This is a genomic window from Lacihabitans sp. CCS-44, assembly GCF_024343735.1.
Lineage (GTDB): Bacteria > Bacteroidota > Bacteroidia > Cytophagales > Spirosomataceae > Leadbetterella.
Window position 1 is genome coordinate 202,291 of sequence record NZ_RJUE01000053.1, and the last position, 19,786, is coordinate 222,076.

Below are 19,786 nucleotides of genomic sequence, written 5' to 3' on the forward strand. Positions count from 1 at the left end.
TATTCATAAAAAAAGGCATCTCTAATAAACAAAGATGCCATTTTCTGATATTTCCTAAATTATTAATATCTCTCTAATCCACTAAAGAAAAACGCACTTTCGATGGCTGCATTCTCGTCAGAATCTGAACCGTGAACAGCGTTTTCAGCCTTTGATTTAGCATACGCTTTTCTCACCGTTCCATCTGCTGCTTCGGCGGGGTCTGTAGAACCTATCAATGCTCTAAAGTCAGCAACTGCATTTTCTTTTTCTAAAATCATGGCAACGATAGGCCCTTCTGACATCATTTCGCACAATTCACCATAAAAAGGACGCTCTGCATGAACTTCATAAAATTTTCCAGCTTGAGCTGCTGTCAGTTGTGTTTTTTTCAAGGCAACAATTCTAAATCCGCCTTCTTCTATCATTTTCAAAATTCCTCCCACATGATTATCTGCCACTGCGTGTGGTTTTACCATCGAATACGTTCTATTGCTTGACATGCTATTTTGTTTTTTTGCAAAAATAATACATTTTGGCTTCGTTTCAACAAGTTCTATTATTTGTAACAAGTAGAGATTTTAAGAAAATAGCTTCGTAAATTGCGAACGAATTGAAAAATAATATGGTAGAGTATTTTACGGACGACAAACAGAAGCTGGATTTATATTTAGATTGGACCCCAAAAGCTAAAAATATTGTAATCACAAGTCACCAAAATCCTGACGGTGATGCCTTTGGTTCAGCTTTAGGGCTTTGGAATTATCTCAAAAAGTTTGATTTTGAAAAAGTCACTTTTATAAGTCCTACCGACTATGCCGATTTCATAGCTTGGATGCCTGGAGTTTCTTCTATTGTGGTATACGATAATAAAAACAAAGCACTTGCAAACGGACTCATTGCCGAAGCGGACCTGATTTTTTGCACCGATTTTTCTTCGGGTTCACGAATGAAAGATATGAAAGACGTAGTCTTGAGTTCTTCTTCCAAGAAAATAATCATTGACCACCACGAGCAACCCGAAACCTTCGGAGATTTACTCTATTGGAACGAGCACGCTTCCTCAACCTGCGAGCTTATTTATCAAATGATAGTTAAATTGGGTCATGAGGCTATGATTGACCTCGACATCGCAACATGCTTATATACAGGACTTTTAACTGACACTGGCTCTTTTAAATATCCGGCTACTACGCCCGAAGTCCACAATGTTGCGGGCAAGTTGTTAGCCAAAGGAGTAGTTCCATCTGCAATTCACAGAAGTCTTTTTGACCAGAACGATTTCGAGAAGCTACAGTTTCTTGGCTTTGTTTTGAGCAAGAAAATGACCTATCTGCCAGAGTACCGAGTTTGCTATACTTATATTTCAGAAAAAGAATTAAAAAAATATAACTCCAAAAACGGCGATACCGAGGGAATCGTAAACTATGGCTTATCCATAGCGGGCTCGGTAATGTCTGCCATATTTATCGAAAAAGAAGGACTTATAAAGATTTCGTTTAGATCAGTTCATGATTTTTCGGTGGCTGATTTGGCTCGAGACTACTTCGAAGGCGGTGGCCATAAAAACGCCGCTGGAGGAAGGTCTAGTCTATCCCTTGAAGAAACTGTCCAAAAATTCTTAACTTTGCTGCCCTATTTAAAATCTCAATTAGAATTACAACCAAATTAACATTTTTATAATCATAAAATACAAACAGATGAAATTTACATTTAGCGTTTTAACAATCCTCGCTGTTTTGGGCTTGGTTTCTTGTGATAAGTTCAAAGTAACCACCACAAAAGACGGTGATAGATTGCAAATCCACGAAGAAGGAAAATCAGGCAAAGTAGGTAAGGACGGAGATATTATATCTTTTGATTTAATTATCAAAACAGCCACTGATTCAGTTATTAAAGACAGTTACAAAGAAGGACAAGCTTTTATAGTTCCTATCCAAAAAGGAGCATTTAAGGGTTCTTTTGAAAACGCACTTTATCACATTGGCGAAGGAGATAGCACCACAGTGCTGGTAAACGCTGACTCATTGTTTAAATTAATGGGACAACCACTTTCGCCAGGAATTGCAAAAGGTAGTGATTTAAAGTTTATAGTAAAAATGCACAAAGTGCAGACCAGAGCTGAGTTTGAGAAAGAAGCAGCCGACAAAAAATCTCTTGAGCCGAAAACAGTTGCCGATTATGCAGCTAAAAGCATGAAAAACGCACTAAAAACTGCCGAAGGAATATACTACACAGAAAATAGTGTGGGTACCGGGGCAACGCCAGTAGATGGACAAACCGTAGTAGTAGAATATGTTGGCAAATTTATGGATGGCAAAATATTTGACCAATCAAACGGTCAGCCATTTGAAGTGCCGTTAGGTCAAAGCAAAGTAATTCCAGGATGGGAACTTGCTTTGAAAACAATGAAGAAAGGTGGCAAAAGCACTTTTATTATACCTTCGGCGTTGGCATACGGAGAGCAAGGTGGCGGCCCAATAGCACCTAATACTCCTTTGGTTTTTGATATTACGCTAACTGATATCAAGAAATAATAACTTGAGTTTACCGTTCTTTATTTTTAAATAGTATTTAAAATGTTTTTATTGAAAAGGTTCGTAGTTTTAATAGTATCTGGCATTGTGCTTTCTTCTTGTTTGGGAAAATATGTAGAAACAGACCTCGATGCGTTAACAAAAAATGAAGAATTGAAGATCGTAGAATATGGTCAGACCAATTCATTGACATTAACAAAAAATGCTGCCACAGGTATCTATTATAACATTTCCAAGACTAATAGTGCTGGCTTGGCCGTTTCTTCGGCCTATGATTTGCACTTAGCCTATTCCTTAAAAACTATTGACGGATTTGAAATTGTAAAAAAAACAGCAGCAGATTCTGTCATGTTTAATTTCTATACCACTCCGGCATTTGATGGATTCAAATATGCCCTATTGTTTTTAAAAGAAGGTGAAAAAGGCACATTCCTAATACCATCCTATCAGGCATATTACGAAAATCCACCGACAGGTGTAGAAAAATATGCCGTCATTGTGGCTGAGATAGAATTGGTCGATTTGTTGTCGGAAGACGATAAAATCAATAATTATGTTAAAAAGAAAAATCTAACAGTTACCGAAAAAACCAATACTGGTCTTCGTTTTATTAGAACCAACGCAAAAACTACCAATGATTCATTAAAAGCTGGTGACAACGTATCTGTAAAATACAACGGTATGTTTTTAAACGAAACCAGCTTTGATAGCGGAACATTTGGTATAGTTATTGGTTCTTCTTCGACTATTGCTGGATTCTCTGAGGGTATTTCAAAACTAAAAAAGGGAGAAAAAGCGAGAATTATATTTCCATCATCTATTGGTTATGGGAGTGCCGGAAGTGGTACGATTCCACCATACACCCCATTAATATTTGATATAGAGATAGTTACGGTTAACGGTCTGTAGTTCGACTATTCACTGAGATATTAAAAGAGACTTGGCATTGCTAGGTCTCTTTTGCTTTATGGCAACCATAAAATGCTAATTAATGGTCAAAACACCCCATCAATATTACTCAATAGTCATTTTTACTAAATATCTTTTATTTTGTAGATATTTTATATTAATTTTGTTGCGTTATTAGACAATAGCAACAAATTATCAAGTATTTATAGATAAAATACCTTTTATGAAATCAGAAAATGCATACGTTCCTTACAAAGTAAAGGACATCTCTTTGGCCGAATGGGGTCGTAAAGAAATACAATTGGCCGAAGCAGAAATGCCCGGTTTAATGGAAATTAGAAAAGAATACGGCCCTTCTAAGCCTTTAACGGGTGCTAGAGTGGCTGGATGTCTTCACATGACTATCCAAACTGCCGTTTTGATTGAAACTTTGGTAGAATTAGGAGCTGAGGTTACTTGGTCATCATGTAATATCTTCTCTACACAAGATCATGCTGCGGCTGCAATTGCTGCTGCGGGTATTCAGGTTTATGCTTGGAAAGGCCAAACAGCCGAAGAGTTTGACTGGTGTATTGAGCAAACATTGTTTTTTGGAGAAGAAAAACAACCATTGAACATGATTCTTGATGATGGTGGCGACTTAACCAACATGGTTTTTGATGTATATCCTGAATTGGTTGCTAACATCAAAGGACTTTCAGAAGAAACAACTACGGGTGTTCACCGTCTTTACGAAAGAATGAAAAATGGGACTTTATTGTTACCAGCTATCAACGTAAACGACTCAGTAACAAAATCGAAATTTGATAACAAATACGGCTGTAAAGAATCATTGGTAGACGCTATTCGTCGTGCAACTGACTTGATGTTGGCCGGTAAAGTTGCAGTAGTAGCTGGATACGGGGACGTAGGTAAAGGTTCTGCTGAATCATTGAGAGGAGCAGGATGTAGAGTATTGGTAACAGAAATTGACCCGATATGTGCTTTGCAAGCTGCTATGGATGGTTTTGAAGTAGTTACCATGGACGAAGCTTGTACAAGAGCTCAAATCTTTGTGACTGCCACCGGTAATTACAAAATTATCAGAAGCGAGCATTTCTTGAAAATGCGTGACAAAGCCATTGTTTGTAACATCGGCCATTTCGACAATGAGATTGACATGGCTTGGTTAAACCAAAACTATGGCAGCAGCAAAAACGTTATCAAGCCACAAGTGGATATGTACACTGTGGAAGGAAAAGATATTATCATTTTGGCAGAGGGCAGACTGGTAAACTTGGGTTGTGCTATGGGTCACCCATCGTTTGTGATGTCATGCTCATTCTCAAACCAAACTTTGGCTCAGTTGGAGCTTTGGAACAACACTGCGGCTTACGAGAAAAAAGTTTATGTATTGCCAAAAGCATTGGACGAGAAAGTTGCAGCTTTCCACTTGGCTCACGTTGGTGCTAAGTTGGACATCTTGAGCAAAGAACAAGCTGATTATATCGGCGTAAATGTTGAAGGACCATTCAAAGCAGAAATGTACAGATATTGATATACATTATTGTTTTTTAAGACAACCATCCTTACTTTTGGTGAGGGTGGTTTTTTTATTTTATGATGAAATTCAAACGAGCACGTACCGACGAAAGTCTTTTACAAATATTAGATTTACAAAAGCGAAATCTTAAGAAATATTTGACCGATGCCGAAAAGGAATCTCAAGGATTCGTAACGGCAGAGCATACTTTTGAGCAATTGAAAAAAATCAATAATGCCGAACCTTGCGTAATCATTACTGATAATGACCAAGTGGTTGCGTACGCCATAGCGATGCTCGAAAGTGCTGCCAAAGACATGCCTGTTTTTGATGATTTGTTTTCCACGGTAGCTAGTTTGACTTACAAAAGCCGCCCAATGACAACCTACAAATACATTTTTGTGGGCCAACTCTGCATCGATAAAAACTACAGAGGCCAAGGTTTGGTAGAAAAACTCTATGCATTTTACAAAGACGAGCTCAAAGAAAAATACGATTTCGCGGTGACGGATATCAGCGAACACAATCCCCGTTCTTTAAAAGCACACCAAAAAAGTGGATTTGAAGTAATTCATACTTTTTACGACAGCTTTACAGAGAGTAACTGGAATATTGTGGTAATGGATTTTCAACATTAAGAGCAATAAAAGTATTTATTGAATAAAGACATTTTCCAATAAAATCTGTGTTGATCAGCGTTGCTTGCATCCGTGTCATCTGCGTGCCATTATCGCAAACTTAATCACATATTCCACCTAACTAGCCACTTTTAGGTATAAATCCACTATTTTTGCAAACCATTTTAGTTTTAAGGATTTTTGATGAAGAAAAAAATAGCCATATTGGGTTCGACGGGTTCTATCGGAACACAAGCCTTGGACGTAATAGCTGCCAATAACGATATCTTCGAAGTAGAAGTTTTGACCGCCCAATCCAACGCCGATTTACTGATTGAGCAAGCCGTAAAATTCAAGCCCAACGTTGTGGTTATTGGCGAAGAAATGCTTTATGACAAAGTTAATGCCGCCCTTGATTCATTAGATATTAAGGTTTATTGTGGTCAAAAATCTTTGGCATCGGTCGTTGAAAACGAGAGCATTCATACCGTTTTAACAGCATTGGTAGGTTATTCGGGGTTGATACCGACCATCAACGCCATAAAAGCAGGAAAACACATAGCTCTTGCCAATAAAGAAACCTTGGTAGTTGCTGGTGAGATAGTTACAAAACTGGCCATAGAACACAAAGTAGATATTTTACCAGTTGATTCTGAACATTCGGCTATTTTCCAATGCTTGGTTGGTGAATATATAAATCCCATCGAAAAGATAATATTGACAGCTTCGGGTGGGCCTTTTAGAGGAAAAGATAAAGAATTTCTCAAAAGTGTAAAAAAAGAACAAGCCCTAAAACACCCTAACTGGGACATGGGAGCCAAAATAACCATCGATTCGGCTAGTATGATGAACAAAGGCTTGGAAGTTATAGAGGCCAAGTGGCTTTTTGACCTAAAGGCTGAGCAAATTGAAGTTATAGTTCATCCACAAAGCATCGTGCATTCATTGGTACAGTTTGAAGATGGCAGCATTAAGGCTCAGTTAGGTTTGCCAGACATGAAACTGCCGATTCAGTACGCCCTAGGTTTTCCTAAAAGGCTAAAGTCTGATTTCCCAAGATTTGATTTTACAAATTACCCCAACCTGACTTTCGAAAAGCCAGATTTAGAAACATTTAGAAATCTTGGTTTGGCTTTTGAAGCTCTATCGAAAGGCGGAAATATGCCTTGTATATTAAATGCCGCCAATGAAGTTGCAGTGGACGCGTTTTTGAAAGATAGGATAGGATTTTTAGAAATGTCTGATATCATAGCATACTGCATGCAGACCATTAATTTTGTAGAAAAACCTTCTCTGGAAGATTACATAGAAACCGATAAATCAACAAGACAGGCAGCTTTAAACAAAATAAAATAAACATGAAACCAAAAATTCCATTTCACGTAATATACGAAGATAACCACCTTATAATTGTAAATAAGGCTGCAGGTGTACTCGTGCACGAAGATATTACCAAAGACAAAACCCTAGAGGATTATGTAAAAGAATATATCAAGGTAACCCACAACAAACCAGGGGATGTTTTCTTGGGTACTATTCATAGACTTGACAGACCTGTAAGCGGCATTGTTGTTTTTGCTAAGACTTCCAAAGCCCTTACGCGTATGAATGAAATTTTCAGAAAAAGATTGGTGCAAAAAACCTACTGGGCAGTTACTTATAAAAAACCAGAAAAGAAAGCCGGCAGACTGGTGCATTGGCTCAAAAAAGACAGTGCTTCTAACACCGTAACAGCCTACGATACAGAAGTGCCAGATTCGCAAAAGGCAGAGCTTACTTACCGATATATGGGAAACATAAATAAATATCATTTGATAGAAGTAAGCCCAATTACTGGCAGACCGCATCAAATTAGAGTACAGCTAGCATCGCTAGGTTGCCCAATAAAAGGAGATGTAAAATATGGCTCACCAAGAGGAAACCAGGACGGGTCGATAAACCTTCATGCAAGACGTATTTATTTCTTGCATCCAGTAAAAAACGAACCAATAATTTGTAGAGCTGCTGTTCCTGAACAACCATTTTGGGAAGAGTTTCTCAGCCTCGATGATGAGGATATCAAATTAGAAAACCTCGGTTTTATACATTAAGAAACCACCTCCTGCTTTTCAAGTATATCAGATGTGGCCTGTTCAAATATTTTCTTCACCCCCTCAAAAGCACCAGTAATAATTCCTAAAGGGAGTATCAATGGCATAAAAATTAGCCATTGAACAGTCATAAAAAAATTTATTTTCTTCATAATGGTTAGTTAAGTACGTGAATAATTGAAAAGACATGTATTTCAATGCAAAAAACGTACCATTTGCCCATAAAGTAAAATAAAATATTTGAATAATGCAAGTTTTTTAGAAAAAGTATCAAAAAACTTTCTCTAAAACTATCAATATTTCCATCTCACAAAAGCTTCCATGGCTTCATATTCTGCTAGACCTAGTTTATTGTATAGTTCAGCCGTGACTCCATTTCTTTCTTCGGCTCTTTGCCAGAACTCCCTTGCGTCTGATCCTTGAAATACAACCCCATCTTTTTGTGATTGATGCTTAAATATTCCAAGCCTTTTCTGAATCACCTGATCAGGACTCATCGGTACAGCCATCTCTATCTCATGGATTTCCCACTCAGCCCAAGCACCACGATACAACCAAACCCAACAATCCTTCATAAAGTTTTTATGCTTCAAATGTGTTACTGCCTCCATAATGGCATCAAGGCATACCTTGTGAGTTCCATGAGGATCAGCCAAATCTCCAGCAGCATATATTTGATGTGGTTTGATTTTTTCAATCAAATCTTTGGTAATCTCTATATCCATTTTTCCTAATGGGGCTTTTTGAACTTGCCCTGTTTCGTAAAATGGCATATTTAAAAAGTGAGCATTTTCTACAGGAATTCCCACAAACCGACAAGTGTTTTTGGCTTCTCCTTTTCGTATAAGACCTTTTACATGTCTTACTTCTGCTGTATCAAGCTCACTGTCTTTTTTGTTTTGAAGAAACGACTTTGCATTTTCAAATATTGTTGCTGTTTCATCATTATTGATTCCAAACTGCCTATTGAAATCAACCACAAAGTCAATGAATCTTATAGCTTCGTCGTCAGAAACTGCAATATTTCCCGAAGTTTGATAAGCCACATGGACTTCATGACCCTGATCTACTAATCTTTGAAAAGTACCGCCCATTGAAATAATATCATCGTCCGGGTGCGGACTAAAAATTATAACTCTTTTTCTTTCTGGAAGAGCTCTTTCAGGGCGATTTGTATCATCTGCATTCGGCTTTCCGCCTGGCCAACCCGTGATAGAATGTTGAAGTTGGTTAAATACTTCGATGTTTATTTCGTATGCTTGACCATACCCTGCTAATAAATCTGATAAGCCATTGTCGTTGTAATCTTTGTTGGTAAGTTTAAGAATAGGCTTTTTTAAATCTAAAGCTAAACTACAGACTGCTTTTTTGGTCAATTTGCTGTCCCAAATAACATCTTCCACTAACCATGGCGACTTCATCCTCTTAAGGTCTGAAGCTGCCGCTGTATCAACCACAAACAGAACGTTACCGTGACTTTGAAGGTATGAAGATGGATTATGCTCAGAAACGGAGCCTTCAACTGCATCAGCAATCATGTTAGCTTTCCTTTCTCCCCAAGCAAGAAGTACAACACGCTTTGCATGTAGTATTTTTGATACACCCATAGTTATGGCTTTCTTTGGAACTTTTATAAGCTCTCCACCAAAATCCATAACCGCTGCAGCTCTTGTAGAATGATCTAACATCATCAAACGAGTTTTGGAGTTAATCAAAGACCCTGGTTCATTAAAACCAATGTGACCGTTTCCCCCAATACCTAATAACTGAAAATCTAAGCCGCCTAAATCATCTATTTTCGCCTCATAACTTCTGCAAAAGTCTTCTATTTGATTCTGAGGAATATCTCCCAACGGTAAAAAATAATTTTCTTTTGGAATATCTACTAAATCAAACAATTGTTCCTTCATAAATCTCCAGTAGCTTTGAATAGCATCTGGCTCCATGGGATAGTATTCATCGAGATTGAATGATACCACATTTTTGAAACTTAAACCTTCCTCTCTGTGCATTCTTACAAGTTCAGCATAGACTGTCTTAGGCGAAGACCCCGTTGCTAAGCCCAAAACACACTTTTCCCCTTCTTGTTGCTTTAATTTAATCAAATCAGCAATTTCATGTGCCACAGATTTTGAGGCTTCTCTTGGATCATTAAAAATTCGCGTCGGTATTTTTTCGTAAGCTATTGGTTCTTTGAAAAGAGCATTACTCATAATGAATCAATTAGATGTTTTTTGTGCAAAAATAATATAAAATTTCTTTTTCAGATTATACTTATTAAAATATTTTAAAAACTAATTGCCGATAATTGAATAATATACAGATAAACTTGTGACTAAATTAGAAATTAAACAATTAAAAACTATTTAACTAAGCGAGACGTTAAAATAAGATATCCAAAAATACAAGACACTGAATATTAAATAATGTCAAAAATTTATAAAGAACATTTTGCCTTTAAGGTCGTTTATTTCCTCCTAATTTACACAATCGGAATTTCAAATATTGTAATTGGCCAAAATAATTACACTATAAGCGGCAAAATAAGCGAAGCAAAGAACGGGGAAGGCATGATTGGGGTAAACGTTTATTTGAAAGAACTGAAAATTGGAGTAAGTACAAATGTTTACGGTTTTTATTCTATAACTGCCCCCCAAGGCAAATACACCATTGTAGCCAGTTATATCGGATACCACTCTGTTTCAAAAGAATATTCCCATGACAACAATCAAACGTTGAACTTTGAACTATCTGAAGAAGGAAAGCTCCTTGATGAAGTAGTTGTGACCGGAAAACGAGAAGATGACAATGTGAAAAACGTGGAAATGTCAGTGAACAAAGTAGAAATGAAAACCATCAAAAAAATGCCGGCCTTTCTTGGAGAGGTGGATGTGATAAGAAGTATCCAGTTTCTTCCAGGCGTAAGTTCTGTTGGTGAAGGCTCCTCCGGATTTAATGTAAGAGGTGGTGGAATCGACCAAAACTTGGTATTACTTGACGAAGCTCCAGTTTATAATTCCTCACACCTATTTGGGTTTTTCTCTGTTTTTAATCCGGACGTTGTAAAAGACGTAAAACTGATAAAAGGAGGAATACCTGCCACTTATGGAGGTAGAGTTTCTTCAATACTAGATGTAAGAATGAAAGAGGGAAATTCAAAAAAACCTGAATTCTCGGGTGGATTGGGGACAATTTTTTCAAGATTTGCCTACGAAAGACCTTTTCTAAAAGAAAAAGGAAGTTTTATAATCGCCTTGCGAAGATCGTACATCGACATTCTGGCAAAGCCTTTTCTGAACTCCGACTTGAAAGGGTCTAGATTCTACTTTTATGATTTTACGGCAAAAACCAATTATAAAATAAACGACAAAAATACTATTTTCCTTTCTGGCTACTTCGGTCGTGACGTATTCGGGGCCGACTTTGGTTTTAATTGGGGAAACTCCACAACTTCTTTTCGTTGGAACCATGTTTTCAACAATAAACTGTTCCTGAACACAACCGTTTTTTACTCAAACTATGACTATTCCCTTGACTCTGATTTATCTAATGAAAATGATCAAGATTCTTTTGAATGGAAGTCGAACATATTGAATTACAGCATAAAACCCGATTTTAATTATTATCTGAACTCTAAAAATACAATCTCATTTGGAGGACAAGCCATATATTATACTTTTAATCCTGGACAAGCCACTGCGGTTTCGGGTGGGCAATCTCGCTCCATTGGTTTAGATAGTAAATATGCGATGGAATCTGCTCTGTACATTGGAAATGAGCAAAAACTGACCGACAAACTAACCCTTAATTATGGCCTTAGGTACTCTTTCTATAGCTACATGGGCCCTGGAACAGTGTATACTTTTAATGAAAATACAATTCCTGGAGAAAGAAAACAAATAACCTCAACTCGAACCTCAGAAAAAGGAGAAGCCATCAAAAATTATGGCAACTTAGAGCCTCGGATTGCCCTGAACTTGGGAATAAACAACAGCACCTCCATAAAACTTGGGTACAATAGATTGGCACAGTACATTCATTTGCTTTCTAACACCGTGGCTTCTTCTCCACTTGACGTTTGGACACCAAGCAGCAATAACATCAAGCCGCAACTCTCCGATCAAGTGGCCTTGGGTTTATTCAAGAATTTTTCAGAAAATCTTTTCGAGACTTCAGTTGAAGTTTATTACAAAACCCTGAAAAACCAGATTGATTACATAAGAAATGCAGATTTGTTACTCAATCCAGCAGTAGAAGGTGATCTCATGTATGGTATTGGTAGAGCTTATGGTGCCGAGTTTTTTGTGAAAAAAAATAAAGGCAAACTCAATGGTTGGGTGAGTTATACCATAGCCCGAACTGAAAGAAAAATTGATGGGCTGAACAACAACGATTGGTATGCCAGTAGGATCGACAAAGCACACAATATCTCGGTGGTTGGTATTCTGGATTTGTCCAAAAAATGGTCTATGGGTACAACTTTATCTTTCTCAAGTGGCACCCCTGCGAGTTTTCCAACCAATAAGTTTGCATGGCAAGGCATAGCACTGCCGCACAATTATACTGACGATAGAAATACCTACCGCATTCCGAACAGCCACAGGCTCGACTACTCGGCTACTCGTAAAAACAAACATGCTTTGTTTGGAAAAGGTGAAAGTGAGTGGGTGTTCTCGGTATATAATGTTTACAATAGAAAAAATCCATTTTCGGTTTATGTGCGTCAAAATCCTGATGACCCGTCCAAAACGGAGGCTGTAAAATATTCGGTTTTTGCGGCAATTATTCCGGCAGTTACATACAATTTCAAATTCTAAAAATCATGAAAAAAATCTTATCAATACTTATAGTTTCGGCTGCACTGTTTTCTTGTGAAGAAGTAATAGACTTTGACGTAAAAGATGGAGTAAATCAACTAGTGGTAGATGCGTGGCTCACTGACGAAGATAAAGAACAAAGCGTAAAACTAACTATTTCGCAGCCCTATTTTGAGGATTCTGCCCCCAGGCCGGCCTTGGGTGCCGAGGTAATAGTATATAACAAAGACAGTACTGCCCATGTGTTTACAGACCCCAACAACGACGGGATTTATACCTATAAACCAAAAACTGGGAAGTTTTTAAACGAAAACGAGCAAGTGGCATTGGCTGTAAAATATGAAAATGAGCAGTATTATTCTCTATCACAACTCAAGCGGGTGCCGAAAATAGATTCTATCGCCTATGAAGTATTTAATTTCCCAATAACGCCACCAAACGGTGGCCCTAAAGATGGCTTTTTAGCTCAGTTTTATGCCAATGATCCCGTTGGCGAGGGAGATACCTATTTGGTAAGGTCGTACAAAAACGACACATTGAGATTTAAGCCCACAGATATTTCACTTGCTTACGATGCTGGATTTTCGCCTGGTTCAAAGTCAGATGGTCTGATGTTTATTTTGCCCATCAGGCAATCGTTAAACCAAACCTTGTTTTCGGATAAAGATAAACTGAAGGTGGAGCTCTTTTCTATTCCTACTGAAGCTTATTACTATTTGCTACAACTAAGGCAGGAATCAACGAATGGCGGAATATTTGCTACGCCATTAAGTAACATTCCAACAAACATATTTAACCTAAACTCCAAGTCAACCAAGAAAGCCTTAGGAGCATTTATAGTATCCAAAGTAAGTACTTTTGAGACAGTAATAGACAAAAATAAGGCCAGGCCAAAGCAGTAAAATTAAATTCTAATATTATTACTTTTTACACAATAAAGACAAAAGACTCGCTAACTTATCTTTAAGATCTTTACGATCGACTATGAAATCAAGGAAACCATGCTCCAGAATAAACTCAGCAGTTTGGAATCCCTTCGGCAAGTCTTTACCAATCGTTTCTTTAATGATTCTTGGGCCTGCAAAACCTATCAATGAGCCTGGTTCTGCCACGTTGAGGTCACCAAGCATAGCAAAAGATGCAGTAACTCCACCTGTTGTTGGGTCCGTCAATAGTGATATATAAGGCAATTTGGCTTCCTCAAGCAAAGCTAATTTGGCCGAAGTTTTGGCCATTTGCATTAGTGAAAACCCAGCTTCCATCATTCTGGCTCCTCCAGATTTTGAAATCATCAAAAATGGTGTTCGTGTTTTTATAGCATTGTCTATGCCACGTGCTATTTTTTCTCCTACCACCGATCCCATTGAACCACCGATGAAGCCAAAGTCCATACAAGAAATCGTAATATTTTGCCCATGCATTTTACCGTAAGCCGTTCTACAAGCGTCTTTTAAGCCTGATTTTTCTACGGTGGTTTTTATACGATCGGGATAAGCTTTAGTGTCAACAAACTTCAATGGGTCACCCGAAATCATATCCTTATCCAGCTCAGTGAACGATCCTTCATCAAATAGCAGACTGAAATAAGCCTCTGAGCCTATTTTGTCGTGGTAGTTGCAATGGATACAAGTAAAGGCATTTTGCTTGTGCTCACGTGTATGCATTACATTTTTGCACTCTGGGCATTGATACCAAAGACCGTCAGGAGTTTCACGTTTGAGCTCGGTGGGAGTGTTAATCCCTTTTTCTGTTCTTCTAAACCAAGACATAAAATGGTAAGATTTTGGAGGGACAAATATAAAAGATTTTTTATGCCAGATATGCAGAAAGCCTGTTTTTTATTTGAAATAGAATGGTAAGTCAAACCAAAATATATTTGTCAAAACCAGTTCAAAACCAAAAAAAAGATGCTTTTTAACGAATTTCCTCATCGTTTTTAAAGTATTTTGTACCCTCCACACCACCATAATAAATCACCCTTGCTTTACCCTCTTTTCGGTCCGCAATGAAGTCTACAATAATCATGTCCCCATTTCTATACACATAAGTACTTTGATAACCATGCATTTTCCCCTGATAAAAACCCCCAATGTATTTGTCTCCATTTTTAAGAAAAAGCGTGCCTTTGCCGTTGTACAAACTGTTTGAAAACGAACCCTCATATTTCTTTTTGCCATCTTTGTAATATTCTGTACCCTGACCGTGGCGTTTGCCCACATGCCAATTCCCTTCAAACTTCTCTGATGTTTTGGAGTTAATTGCCACACCAAAACCCTCTAGACAATTGCCATCAACGCAACCTTTTTTACGAACTGGCAAAGTCTCGGAGTCACTAGATACTGTAGTTTCTATTATGATTTCGTCCAACACTTTTTCGGTCGAAACTTCAGGCTTTCTTTCCAATTTAATAGCTTGAATATCAGGATATAACTCCCGTGCATTAATGTAACCCTTCTCTATTGATTTCAACCTCAAACTTCTCGGAGGATGCGTGGAAGTAGTATATTCGGTAGTTAAACTGGCAATAGCCGACTGGGCTTCCTTAAGTTTTGCACCCATTTGATACATTACAAAACCTGAAAACTCATCTGCTTCTAGTTCTTTTTCATGCTCCGAACCTCCTTGTTTTATGGTGTGCCCTTGCAAATGATGCCCGATTTCGTGAGCTAAAATACTTAATGCTCCCCAATCGGTTTTTGTAACGTTACTTAATTTGTTGATAAACTTTGGGTCGTACACAATCAACCGCTCGCCATTTCGAGTCGCGGCAAAGCAATTGTCGGTATTTGGGCATTCCATCACATAAAAATTCTGCTTCAAACCCGACCTCCTCACAATGTTTTCAATAGCTTTACTGACCTCTGGCCGAGTAGAAAAAGCTACCCAGTTACATATCTCACGCTCATTTATTGCTTGCCCGTAATAGTTTTTACCAACTATTATTCCCGTGTTGCTTTGAGCAAAAGAAGTAGAGCTAATTAAAGAAAAAAGCAAAACACCGATTGATAGCTTCATGTATAGCGTTTATAAGTTTTGTAAACAAACGAAATTGGCACACAAAATAATACTTGAAGTAGACGAAACTTATTATATTTTGATTTTTCTTGAAAAATCAAGAATAAAAAAACAGCAGAATTAAGAATAAAACGGAGTTTCGCGGAAAGGCATTTCTTCCAAAAAGTTCGAAAAAAATCTGCTATCTAAGCAAATATTGATAGTTTTGTCGGTGAAAACCTATGATAATTAAAGATAAGATGGAAAACAACAGTGCTCAAAGTCCATTTGATGTATGGAGAAATGGCCATTCTGGCTTTAAGAGTGCCTATGCAAATCAAGAAATGAGCTTCGTATCCAAACTCATTCCCGAAATATCAGTTGGGCTGAATGTGTTCGATATACTTCAAATTCTGCAGTCTCGATTCGGGACAGATAAACTTGGACAAGCTCTTAATCCTGGCATTACTTATCCTAGTCCACTAAAAGGCCAACAAAACGGCGACTGGCTAAAAACCACCAATATGGTCGGCGTGAATATCCGTACAATTGGCAATATTTTTAATCTTATCAAATACCTCCTAACCATAGGTAGCTGCCACGATTCCATTCATATTTTGCCCATTTGGGAGCCTGGAGTGGTTTCAAGTTTGTACGGTAAAGTGAGCTGGAATATCAACCCAGAGTTTTTTAGTGAAGAATTAAAAAATGCTATACCGAGCCTCGATACAGTAGAAAAACAGCTCAAAGTAGTAAGCAATCTCATTCACATGATGGGGAAATATGTAGGATTGGACATAATTCCGCATACAGATAGGTTCTCGGAATTGGTGTTTTTGCACCCACAAATGTTTGAGTGGGTAAAGCGAAAAGATCATACTATTTTATCAGTAAATACCCAAAATGGGCTTGAAGTAGAAGATATTATTTGGGAATATTTAAACCAACATGGCACAGCTAATGGCAGTTTGATTTCCTACAGCAAATCAGTATTTTTTGATTTCAACAATCCGATTCTTAGCGAGCAACAAAGACTAGAAATTCTGTTTGGACGGGTGGATGAGCGAGATAAAAGATTAAGCAGAAGACTAGAAATGATGCAGCAATTGCTCTATCATGGATTAGAAACCTTACCCGTAACCATGGCTCCGCCTTACAGAGGGCTGCATTTGGTAGAAAACGATTTCATTTATGATAAAATGGGCAACAAATGGTACAATTACCAATTTGATAAGCCGGAGGCCATGTCAAGGGTATTTGGACCGCTAACGCGATACAAGTTTTATCATGCCGAACATAATCAGGAGCTGGAATTTGAGAATCCAAATATTCCGGCTTGGGACTATGTTTGTCAGAAATATTATGAGTGCCAGCAAGCCTACAATTTTGACTTTATGCGGGGTGATATGGCCCATGTGCAGCCAAGGTCGGGAGGTGTTCCAAGTGAAATAGGTGAGTTTTATGACCCACTGAAAGCGATCAAAAACTACATTGTGGCTAAAGGCGTAAAGCATTTCGGATTTTTTGCCGAGACTTTCATTGCTCCACCTGATACCATGGGTTATGGCAACGAATTGGACCACCTTGAAGCCATAGAAGCAGATAGCACGCTTGGAGACTTACAGGCCTCGCCGGTAGGTTCAGAGGTGTTTATGACCCAATTAGAGGATTATATTTCATTGGCTGAAAACAGAAAGTTTGCTCCGAATTTCACGATGATAACTGCGGACAAGGACGATCCTAGGTTTGATGAATTTTATAAAAAAGGCAATCATTTGAGGTTTTTTGTGGGTCTTTTCCTGCCAGTTCTACCCTCTTACATGTCTTTGGGCTTTGAATGCCGTAATCCACACCTCGAACGTGGTCTGAACGAGGAATACACCAAACTCTACGTTTTTCAGATAAACGACGACGCCGAAACCGATAAAGTGACCCACGGGCCTTTTATTTGGGGTAAAAACTATGGCCTTTTTTCTGAATTAGAAAAAATGAAGCTTCTATTCGAAACCATACAAAAAGAAACTCAATTTACTGATTTTAAGTGGATTACGAAGCCGTCAAAAACTAATTTTGTAGCTGAATGGAGCATTGGGAATTTTTTGTTTGTCGTGAATTTTCATGCTGAAAGTAAGCTTTCTTTGACGGATAAAGATAATTACGAGCTTGTTTATACTTCGGCAGATTTTGTGGCTGAGCATGAGTGTAGAATTTATAGAAAGTTAAAGTATTAAAAGTATTAAGAATTCTATGATAAAAAACGAGAATTTTGACAATTATAGATGCCTTCCGGTATCCATCATTTCATGTAAAATTCTGACTATTACAACAGAACTTTCTTCAATATAATAAAAAATTGAATGGTGCTGAACATTGAACTTGTAGTACCCCAATTTTAGATTGTCCAAGGATTTCCCTTGAAAAGGGTTTTCGGATATTTTTGATATCCCTCTATCCAAAAAATCCTGATACAAGTTGGCTTGGTCCAAAGACCATTCATTGAAAGTATAAAACCAAATATCCTCAAGGTCTTTTAAAGCAAAGGGTGTGATTCGAACCTCAAACATTTTTTTCTACATATTTGGCAAACATCTTTTCTTTGAACTTCTCAGAATTATATGGAATCGCCAAACCACTTTCTTCACCGGCTTTCAATGCTCCTCTCAGAAATTCATTTTTTCTTTGTTCTTCTTCCTCCAGTAGTCTCAACGCCGACCTCACAACTTCACTTGCTGATGAATATCGACCTGATTTTACCTGAGAAACTATGAATTCTTGGTAATGATCACCTAATAAAACAGAAGTGTTATTTCCCATTTTCTTAATTATTTAGAATTTAAATGTGAATATACCAATTCTTGGTATTTGGCAAAAGCAATTTCTCAAAAAATCCAAGTCACAGCTTAGAAACATAAAGCAATCCCTCCAAAAGCCTATCCAAATCTCTTAAAGAAGTGTAAACATGCGGTGTAACCCTGGCTCCGTTAATTTTTTCCCATTTGGTGGGCGAAGTATGCACTTTGAATTTCTCAAAAAGCTTGGATTCTATTACACCGGCCTCCATACCTTCCATACCTACATTGGCTATGGCACAGGAGTATTGAGCATCTAACGGTGTGTACATTTTCACTCTCGGTATTTTTACAGCTTCTTTGGTCCAATAGTCTTTCAGGTACCGTATGCGGTCTTCCTTTCGCTTGTTACCTATTGTGTACTGGAAATTCAATGCCGTGCCGATTCCTTGCTCAATCATAAACGAACGTGTACCTAGATTCTCATATTTTCTAACGTTTACACTAAATGGATCACCATTTGGAATGAGCGGAAAGACGTTCTTGATTTCTTCTTTCTTAATCCAAAGCATACCAGAGCCTATCGGAGCAGAAAGCCATTTATGCAGGCTTGTGCCATAAAAATCACAGTTGAGTTCTGGAATTTTGAAGTCTAACAAGGCAAACGAATGAGCCCCATCGACCAACACTTTTATGCCCTTCTTTTTGGCTTCATCAGCAATTTTCCTGACCGGTAAAATCTGCCCGTTCCAGTTTACCACATGCGTAAGATGTACCACTTTCGTTTTGGGGGTAAATTTCTCCGTATATTTTTTCAGAATCAGCTCATTATCAGCCAAAGGCAAATCAATGTCTACATAAACCAACTCTATGCCGTCTCTCACTTCTCTTTGTCGCCACGCATGCAGCATGTTGGGGTAATCGTACTTTGACAGTACCACTTGATCGCCTTTTTGAAGAGGTAAACCCAATATGACCGTATCGATAGCTTCTGTGGCATTGCGATTGATGGCAATTTCTTCTGGTGAAACTCCGGCAAACTTTGCCAGATTTTCTCTCAAAGGCTCTCTTCCTTGGTCCATTATACGCCACATGTAGTAGGAAGGCCCGTCGTTGGCCAGCTTGTTGTAATGTTCTACGGCATCCTGCACCACTTTAGGGGATGGACTTACTCCACCGTTGTTGAGGTTTACAATTTGTTGAGATGTCGTGTAAGCCATCCTAATCTGAGCCCAAAAGTCTTCATCATCCGCACTTGGGTTGGCTGAACCAACGTAATCGCTTATTTCTTTCAAGAAACCCGCATCTGGTATTTTAAGAAATGGCAAAAAAGCACTTGAAATAAGTTTTGATGAGAAGGACCTTCTGTTTAGCATTGGTTTATTGATGAGTTTGGGATAGTAAGTTTGTGAAAAATTGGGAGATTTTAAAGATAAAACCCGAGAAAAGATTCAGACTAAATTTTTTATCGGCAAAAAACTAAAAATAGACATTGGTATTAGAGGAAATTCTTGCCGGTATCGGCAAGTTTC

At 38.0% G+C, this 19,786-nt stretch carries 18 protein-coding genes; 10 read left to right on the forward strand and 8 right to left on the reverse strand.

Going from position 1 to position 19,786, the window contains the following annotated elements:
- Positions 1-62: 62 nt before the first annotated feature.
- Positions 63-482: a nucleoside-diphosphate kinase gene (locus tag EGI26_RS09255; RefSeq protein WP_255077850.1), complete on the reverse strand. Its 420-nt coding sequence runs from the start codon at positions 480-482 to the stop codon at positions 63-65.
- Between the two features lie 110 nt (positions 483-592).
- Between EGI26_RS09255 and EGI26_RS09260 the strand changes: the two genes are divergently transcribed.
- From EGI26_RS09260 to EGI26_RS09290, 7 genes are all read left to right on the forward strand, one after another.
- A complete protein-coding gene (locus EGI26_RS09260) occupies positions 593-1,651 on the forward strand; it encodes a bifunctional oligoribonuclease/PAP phosphatase NrnA (RefSeq protein ID WP_255077851.1) in 1,059 nt (352 codons plus the stop codon).
- 28 nt (positions 1,652-1,679) lie between these two features.
- Positions 1,680-2,516: an FKBP-type peptidyl-prolyl cis-trans isomerase gene (locus tag EGI26_RS09265; RefSeq protein ID WP_255077852.1), complete on the forward strand. Its 837-nt coding sequence runs from the start codon at positions 1,680-1,682 to the stop codon at positions 2,514-2,516.
- Positions 2,517-2,558: 42 nt separating this feature from the next.
- Positions 2,559-3,425: an FKBP-type peptidyl-prolyl cis-trans isomerase gene (locus EGI26_RS09270; protein ID WP_255077853.1), complete on the forward strand. Its 867-nt coding sequence runs from the start codon at positions 2,559-2,561 to the stop codon at positions 3,423-3,425.
- Between the two features lie 223 nt (positions 3,426-3,648).
- Positions 3,649-4,962, forward strand: a complete 1,314-nt coding sequence (gene ahcY / locus EGI26_RS09275; protein WP_255077854.1) for an adenosylhomocysteinase — start codon at positions 3,649-3,651, stop codon at positions 4,960-4,962.
- A 62-nt stretch (positions 4,963-5,024) separates the two neighbouring features.
- Positions 5,025-5,585 (forward strand): GNAT family N-acetyltransferase, encoded by a 561-nt coding sequence (locus tag EGI26_RS09280; protein WP_255077855.1) that lies wholly within the window; start codon positions 5,025-5,027, stop codon positions 5,583-5,585.
- Positions 5,586-5,768: 183 nt separating this feature from the next.
- On the forward strand, positions 5,769-6,920 hold the full coding sequence (locus EGI26_RS09285) for a 1-deoxy-D-xylulose-5-phosphate reductoisomerase (RefSeq protein ID WP_255077856.1): 1,152 nt from the start codon (positions 5,769-5,771) through the stop codon (positions 6,918-6,920).
- 2 nt (positions 6,921-6,922) lie between these two features.
- Positions 6,923-7,654, forward strand: a complete 732-nt coding sequence (locus tag EGI26_RS09290) for an RluA family pseudouridine synthase (protein ID WP_255077857.1) — start codon at positions 6,923-6,925, stop codon at positions 7,652-7,654.
- Here EGI26_RS09290 and EGI26_RS09295 read toward each other — a convergent pair.
- Together EGI26_RS09295 and nagB are read right to left on the reverse strand one after the other, a co-directional pair.
- On the reverse strand, positions 7,651-7,806 hold the full coding sequence (locus tag EGI26_RS09295) for a hypothetical protein (RefSeq protein WP_255077858.1): 156 nt from the start codon (positions 7,804-7,806) through the stop codon (positions 7,651-7,653). The genes EGI26_RS09290 and EGI26_RS09295 overlap by 4 nt on opposite strands.
- A gap of 141 nt (positions 7,807-7,947) precedes the next feature.
- Positions 7,948-9,867: a glucosamine-6-phosphate deaminase gene (nagB, locus tag EGI26_RS09300; protein ID WP_255077859.1), complete on the reverse strand. Its 1,920-nt coding sequence runs from the start codon at positions 9,865-9,867 to the stop codon at positions 7,948-7,950.
- Positions 9,868-10,080: 213 nt separating this feature from the next.
- Here nagB and EGI26_RS09305 point away from each other — a divergent pair, with 213 nt between their 5' ends.
- Complete coding sequence (locus tag EGI26_RS09305; RefSeq protein ID WP_255077860.1) at positions 10,081-12,471, forward strand: TonB-dependent receptor domain-containing protein; 2,391 nt, start codon at positions 10,081-10,083, stop codon at positions 12,469-12,471.
- A gap of 5 nt (positions 12,472-12,476) precedes the next feature.
- Complete coding sequence (locus EGI26_RS09310; protein WP_255077861.1) at positions 12,477-13,373, forward strand: DUF4249 domain-containing protein; 897 nt, start codon at positions 12,477-12,479, stop codon at positions 13,371-13,373.
- An 18-nt stretch (positions 13,374-13,391) separates the two neighbouring features.
- Here EGI26_RS09310 and accD read toward each other — a convergent pair whose 3' ends face one another.
- The gene (gene accD, locus EGI26_RS09315) at positions 13,392-14,240 is read right to left on the reverse strand and encodes an acetyl-CoA carboxylase, carboxyltransferase subunit beta (protein WP_255077862.1); all 849 of its coding nucleotides are present in this window, start codon (positions 14,238-14,240) and stop codon (positions 13,392-13,394) included.
- A gap of 145 nt (positions 14,241-14,385) precedes the next feature.
- A complete protein-coding gene (locus tag EGI26_RS09320; protein ID WP_255077863.1) occupies positions 14,386-15,486 on the reverse strand; it encodes a M48 family metalloprotease in 1,101 nt (366 codons plus the stop codon).
- Positions 15,487-15,707: 221 nt separating this feature from the next.
- Between EGI26_RS09320 and EGI26_RS09325 the strand changes: the two genes are divergently transcribed.
- A complete protein-coding gene (locus EGI26_RS09325) occupies positions 15,708-17,696 on the forward strand; it encodes a hypothetical protein (RefSeq protein WP_255077864.1) in 1,989 nt (662 codons plus the stop codon).
- Between the two features lie 42 nt (positions 17,697-17,738).
- Here the strand turns inward: EGI26_RS09325 and EGI26_RS09330 are convergent, their stop codons facing one another.
- The 3 genes from EGI26_RS09330 to EGI26_RS09340 all read right to left on the reverse strand — a co-directional run bounded on the left by EGI26_RS09330 (position 17,739) and on the right by EGI26_RS09340 (position 19,630).
- Positions 17,739-18,029, reverse strand: coding sequence for a type II toxin-antitoxin system RelE/ParE family toxin (locus EGI26_RS09330; RefSeq protein WP_255077865.1), 291 nt, complete (start codon positions 18,027-18,029; stop codon positions 17,739-17,741).
- Positions 18,022-18,279, reverse strand: coding sequence for a type II toxin-antitoxin system ParD family antitoxin (locus EGI26_RS09335; RefSeq protein WP_255077866.1), 258 nt, complete (start codon positions 18,277-18,279; stop codon positions 18,022-18,024). Before EGI26_RS09335 ends, EGI26_RS09330 begins: the two co-directional genes overlap by 8 nt.
- Positions 18,280-18,358: 79 nt before the next feature.
- Positions 18,359-19,630 carry an aminotransferase class V-fold PLP-dependent enzyme gene (locus EGI26_RS09340; RefSeq protein ID WP_255077867.1) on the reverse strand — a complete coding sequence of 424 codons (1,272 nt, stop codon included), beginning with the start codon at positions 19,628-19,630 and terminating at the stop codon, positions 18,359-18,361.
- Between the last annotated feature and the right edge of the window lie 156 nt (positions 19,631-19,786).

Coding starts and splice junctions, on each gene's coding strand:
- EGI26_RS09255 (WP_255077850.1), bottom strand. CDS start 482: ATGTCAAGCAATAGAACGTATTCGATGGTAAAACCACACGCAGTGGCA.
- EGI26_RS09330 (WP_255077865.1), bottom strand. CDS start 18,029: ATGTTTGAGGTTCGAATCACACCCTTTGCTTTAAAAGACCTTGAGGAT.
- accD (WP_255077862.1), bottom strand. CDS start 14,240: ATGTCTTGGTTTAGAAGAACAGAAAAAGGGATTAACACTCCCACCGAG.
- EGI26_RS09270 (WP_255077853.1), top strand. CDS start 2,559: ATGTTTTTATTGAAAAGGTTCGTAGTTTTAATAGTATCTGGCATTGTG.
- ahcY (WP_255077854.1), top strand. CDS start 3,649: ATGAAATCAGAAAATGCATACGTTCCTTACAAAGTAAAGGACATCTCT.
- EGI26_RS09320 (WP_255077863.1), bottom strand. CDS start 15,486: ATGAAGCTATCAATCGGTGTTTTGCTTTTTTCTTTAATTAGCTCTACT.
- EGI26_RS09325 (WP_255077864.1), top strand. CDS start 15,708: ATGATAATTAAAGATAAGATGGAAAACAACAGTGCTCAAAGTCCATTT.
- EGI26_RS09310 (WP_255077861.1), top strand. CDS start 12,477: ATGAAAAAAATCTTATCAATACTTATAGTTTCGGCTGCACTGTTTTCT.
- EGI26_RS09295 (WP_255077858.1), bottom strand. CDS start 7,806: ATGAAGAAAATAAATTTTTTTATGACTGTTCAATGGCTAATTTTTATG.
- EGI26_RS09290 (WP_255077857.1), top strand. CDS start 6,923: ATGAAACCAAAAATTCCATTTCACGTAATATACGAAGATAACCACCTT.
- EGI26_RS09335 (WP_255077866.1), bottom strand. CDS start 18,279: ATGGGAAATAACACTTCTGTTTTATTAGGTGATCATTACCAAGAATTC.
- EGI26_RS09280 (WP_255077855.1), top strand. CDS start 5,025: ATGATGAAATTCAAACGAGCACGTACCGACGAAAGTCTTTTACAAATA.
- EGI26_RS09305 (WP_255077860.1), top strand. CDS start 10,081: ATGTCAAAAATTTATAAAGAACATTTTGCCTTTAAGGTCGTTTATTTC.
- EGI26_RS09285 (WP_255077856.1), top strand. CDS start 5,769: ATGAAGAAAAAAATAGCCATATTGGGTTCGACGGGTTCTATCGGAACA.
- EGI26_RS09340 (WP_255077867.1), bottom strand. CDS start 19,630: ATGCTAAACAGAAGGTCCTTCTCATCAAAACTTATTTCAAGTGCTTTT.
- nagB (WP_255077859.1), bottom strand. CDS start 9,867: ATGAGTAATGCTCTTTTCAAAGAACCAATAGCTTACGAAAAAATACCG.
- EGI26_RS09265 (WP_255077852.1), top strand. CDS start 1,680: ATGAAATTTACATTTAGCGTTTTAACAATCCTCGCTGTTTTGGGCTTG.